The organism is Acidiphilium sp. (assembly GCF_049977125.1).
Taxonomy (GTDB): Bacteria; Pseudomonadota; Alphaproteobacteria; order Acetobacterales; family Acetobacteraceae; genus Acidiphilium.
In genome coordinates, this window is the sequence record NZ_JBMFGY010000178.1 from 1 (window position 1) to 4,933 (window position 4,933).

Here is a 4,933-nt window from a genome sequence, read left to right on the forward strand (position 1 = left end):
ATCAGCGCTGGTATCCCGTACCGGATTCGAACCGGTGTTGCCGCCGTGAAAGGGCCTTTCACCTCGACTGTATATCTACATATTTTCTGACTATTCCAATGATATCAATGCCTTGGCTTCCAGATTTTTCCCGAAATTTCCCGCGTTTTCCCAGATTTTCGTGATCGATTGCAGCGCAGGTGCAGCGCAGATTCACGTCTCGCCCTGCCGACGAGGTCGAGGGCCGGTCTGACGGCGGCGGCCCGGAGTCGGTGAGGTGAGCGCCGGCGGTCCGGCGTAGTAGACATCACGCAAAAGTGAACGAGCGGCGCAGATCCAAGCTTTTGCTTGGCATTCACTCTCGAACGCGCGCGAAACGGTCAAAACCGGTTTATACATGAAATTCCCGTTTTTCCGGCGAATCTTGACTGTTTTCGGCATAAATTTTCTCCATTTAGTAGTTAACCAGATAAAATTATCTGGTCTGTATAAATACTGCAAGTTTGTACAATTTCATGCTCCGATAGGGCCGTTTGTAAATAAACTAATTAATTGACAAACACGCGGACTGGTAAAACATTTGACAAATGCAAAGTGCGGACTTAGGTCCTTAGTCAAAGGAGCGCAGTTATGAACATTTTTAAGCTAAGCGATGGCACAGTGACTCTTGATAGACCACATGATGATCAAATCGAGCGCGAAATCGTGCCACTGAATGCCCAAAAGTTTTATGCTAGTTACGCGATGCACTGTGCTGTCGAATATCGCAGGATCGCTGTGGATAATCTGAAATCGAACGACTCTCCTCCTCCCGTTCGCCGGACTAGCGTCCGCCGTCGCGCGCCGCGCCGCGTGCGCCGCCAGGCGGGGGGAGGCAAAAAGGCGACCGGCGACCCCGCCGGGGAACCACCCCCGTCGGGGTCGCCCGGGACATTTCTAAGTGTTCACGATCTTGCGCGACGCTGGCGTGTGGCTGCAAAAACCCTGCAAAATCGCATCAGCATGCGATGCCCCATGCCTCGCGCGATCATTCTGCCGGGCGCGAGAGGGCCCCGCTACTACCTAACCGAAATCGAAAGTTTTGAGGCCCAGTCCGCATCTTTCCGTGGAGACCCCCCTCGGCGTGGTCGGGGCCGCCCGCGTAAGTCCGTGAGGGCGTCATGAGCGTCTCCGCCAGCAGCACCCGCACGCCCGCATTCCTTCGCGGTGCGAGCGCCGCAGCGCTTGATGCTTATGCGCAACGGACTATCGCAGCGCATGACTTCGCCAATCTCGCTATCGATGAGGCTCTCAAGCGAGAGGAAAAACGGGAGTATCGGCACTCAAGGGCTGGTGCGATCAAAACTTTTGGCACCGTGCACCAGGCATTGATCAGTCAAAGAGAATCGTCGCGTAGTTTCTATGACGAGCATCGCGATAAAATTGCCATTATAACGCCGATAGTACTTTCATTTTTCGGTGAAGAACGTAAACAGTAAGCCGTCTTGCTAATTATGGACGGCCTTCCCTTTGCTGATATTGCGAAAACCGTTGGCTTTTGTCGTCGGCATATCTATAATATTCGTGATATATACTTATCTATACTCACCAAACTAGAACAGGGTGTGAATCCAGAGGCAAAAACACTTTTCGCGTATTTTTGGTGTCCTGACCCACAACAAAAAAGGAACAAAAAGTCCAAGGTTTTACTGCTAAAATCCGATCAACTCCAAGAAAAAACGCCAGCATTGCTGTAACAATACTGGCGCTAAAAGGAATTATTTCATGTTATGCTTCCTTTCTATCTTCCGTCTTGGCAAAAGTCAAGGTGGTGCGTGATGGCATCCGCACATGACGGCCCGCCCCCCGGCGGGCGGCTTCTCCCGACGTTTTTCACCGACGAGTTGCGCCGGTCAGGACTGACTCCGGACGATGTGCCCCACTGGCGGGCCATCATGGGGCCGTCCGGCATCGCGCGTGAACTCGGCCAGCCGGACGATGAGCATCTGTTTGCCGGCGCGGGTATGGCGATCCCCTATCTCGATCTGTCGGGTCAGCCGATTCTGGACCAGGGACTGCATTACAGCCGCGTGCGGATGATGGACCCGCTGATGGCCGAGAACGGCAAATACCGTTCGCCGGTAAACTCATCGCCGCATCTGTATATCCCGACCGGCCTGTCCGATCTGGTGCCCTACGACCCGGAAGGGTTTCGCATGGCCTGCCCTCTGTTGATCATCACAGAGGGGGAGAAGAAGGCCGAGGCGCTGGTCAAGATCGGCCTTCCGGCAGTCGCCCTGGCGGGCGTCTGGATGTGGGCGGAGCCTATGACCGATGAGGAGAAGATCAAGAAATCGCCAAAACGGCTGATTCAGGAACTGGGTGATCTGATCGTCGAGTTCATGCCATCGCGCGTGCTCGTGATGTTCGACAGCGACGGCAAGCCCGACGTCCAGAATTTCTTTAAGGTCAACCGGATTCCCAAATACGCCAAACTGCCGGGCAAAACGGCGCGGTATGCAGCCAATCCGCAGGTCTGGCAGGCGGCGCAAGATCTGGTCGCCGCATTGATGGGCGTCTTCAAAGTGCCGACAGCCGCGACCTTCACGCCATGGCTGGAGTCGCATGGTGGCGCGAAAGGGTCATCCAAACTCGACAAATGCGGCATCGACGATTTCATCATGAACGCCGCCGACCGCAGCGGGGTGGGGGTGCAACGGGGCCGGGTACCGCCGGCGGTGGAAGTCTGGCTGTCCGATCAGCGCGAGATGCTGCTCGATACTTTGACCCAGGACGACATCGATCGCGCGGTGGTGGCGCGGACCCGCGCCGAGTCCGGAGTCGGCGGGGCCGATGCTGGCGGGTATATCCCGCTCGGGCTCAGTGGTGATCATGCGGTTGTGGTCTGGAACAAGGAATCCCAGAAGATCGTCACGATCCAGCAGCCCAAGATCACCAATGCGGCAACGCTGATGGCATTGGCCGGAGGCGATTTCGTATTGAACAACCCGGCGTGGCAGACATCCGATTCCGAAGACGGTAAACGCGGAATTGATATCATCGTGGCCGCCGCCGAGATTTTTAGAGCCTGCGCGGAACTTGGCCCATTCTACCGAGACCGGGCGGTGCGCGGGGCCGGGGTATGGGCTGACCCGGAGGATCCCGATTCGCTGATCGTCAACGCCAGCAATGGCGTGTTCCGGATTTCCAGCGAAGGTGACCCGGTGGAGATTCCACGTTGTGAGCCTAAACGCATGTACGTCTATCCCCGCGCCGTCGTTGCGCCGTTGGTCATGACGTATGAAGAACAAGAGGACGTGGCGCAGAATTACGAATCCGAAGATTCGAATCGCGATATCGTCGCCCTGGTGCGCCGCTGGAATTACCGCCGGGAAATCGACGGCATGATGCTGGCCGGCTGGTGGTGCAGCACGGCGTTTCTCGGTGTGCTGGCCGCCCGGCCCGGTGCTTTCGTGACCGGGGAGTCAGCATCGGGCAAAACGGCGCTGTTCAACCGGTTGTCCGCGCTGATGACCAGCTACAAGCATCACATCGAACTGGGGAGCGATAGCTCGCAGCCGGGCATCCGGCAGTTGCTTGGGCGTGACGCGCTGCCGCTGATCCTGGATGAGTTGGAGCCGGGCAATTCGACCACGGCCGCAGGGCGCAAGCGGGGCGAGACTGTGGAAGGGCTGTTTCGCATGTTGCGCGCCTCCTACTCGGCGTCGGGCGGCGACCGGCACGGTGTTATCAAGGGCAGCGCCAGTGGCGAGGCGGTGGATTTCTCGATCCGCACCGCCGGGCTGGTGGGTGGTGTCAACGTCGCCCAGCTTGATCAGGCCGATCGAAACCGGCTGATCATCGTCGAGTTGATCCCGCCACGGGAAGGCGTCGAACTGCCCGACATGCTCAGCGACGCCGAGATGGAAATGCAGGGACATTTCCTGCGCAACGTGTTGTGGCGGTATTGGCGGCATTTTCGCCGGAATCTTCCGGTGGTCGTCAAGCGAATCAAGGAGCAGATCGGGCGGGCCGATGGCCGCGTGGCCCTGACCTACGGCATTCCAATCTGTGCGATGGCGACCTACGGCGCGGCGAGCAAAGGACTCACCGATGACGACATGGTGGATGCCGACATGGAAAAGGCGGCCAATGTGCTCATCCCCCATGTCAGAGAGCATTTCATACGAACTGCCGGCGGCGGCGGAACAGATCAGGCAAATGCACTTGAATTGCTCATGTCTGCCTCCGTCGTGGTTGAGCATAATATAATCGTTGATGAATCAATGCGTTCCAGCAGAGTCACACGTACTGTATCTGACATTGTCGAAAGCGCGTGCCGGGAATACGCATTGAGCAACTTTAGTTATAGCCAACACAACTCTTATTCATATGCGCTGGCGCTGCGAGGTATGACTGTGCGGATAGACCCAGATAGCAAAAAACGTTGGCTTTTTTACTGTTTTGGCGAGCATACAGAGCGACGTAGACTTGAAAATGCGCTGGGTTATAGTGGGCTTGGAAAGATTTTAGAACGTCTGGATGGCGTGCTTCGGAGCGACTCTCACATCGCGAGAATTGAGGGACTGCCAGCCCAAATCACTGTTGCAGGATCGAAACGGCGGGGGCTTTGGATTCCACTGTCGACACCCGAGTCCGATATGAAGGCGGAGCAAGAGGGGCCGGCGCGGGTGGGGCCTGCCGCGCGACAAGCAACATGAGAATCTCACCCTGTTTGTCGCGCCACACAGCAAGCTGGTTCAGTAGATTTTAGTACGCCTTGATAAATGCAGCCTGCTTCTCGGGGTCGAGCTTATGCGATATAATGCGCGGCTTGCGATGCTCTATGTCGATCCGGTGCAGGAGCGCGATCAGGCCTGAGCGGCTCTGGTATTCAATGCTGAATTCCGCCGCGATCCAGGCGCCAATCGCGCGCGTCGAACGCGGCAGGGTCTCGGTGATCCAGGAGATCAGC

3 protein-coding genes are annotated in these 4,933 nt (G+C 57.0%); 2 read left to right on the forward strand and 1 reads right to left on the reverse strand.

All coding sequences use genetic code 11. The annotated features are described in order from the left end of the window. Nucleotides 1-1,139: 1,139 nt before the first annotated feature. Together ACP5E6_RS16105 and ACP5E6_RS16110 are read left to right on the forward strand one after the other, a co-directional pair. Nucleotides 1,140-1,457 (forward strand): hypothetical protein, encoded by a 318-nt coding sequence (locus tag ACP5E6_RS16105; RefSeq protein ID WP_427955790.1) that lies wholly within the window; start codon nt 1,140-1,142, stop codon nt 1,455-1,457. Nucleotides 1,458-1,796: 339 nt separating this feature from the next. Continuing rightward, on the forward strand, nt 1,797-4,679 hold the full coding sequence (locus ACP5E6_RS16110) for a DUF3854 domain-containing protein (protein ID WP_427955792.1): 2,883 nt from the start codon (nt 1,797-1,799) through the stop codon (nt 4,677-4,679). A gap of 49 nt (nt 4,680-4,728) precedes the next feature. Here the strand turns inward: ACP5E6_RS16110 and ACP5E6_RS16115 are convergent. Then, a partial coding sequence (locus ACP5E6_RS16115; protein ID WP_427955794.1) for a helix-turn-helix domain-containing protein occupies nt 4,729-4,933 on the reverse strand: 205 nt, incomplete at its 5' end.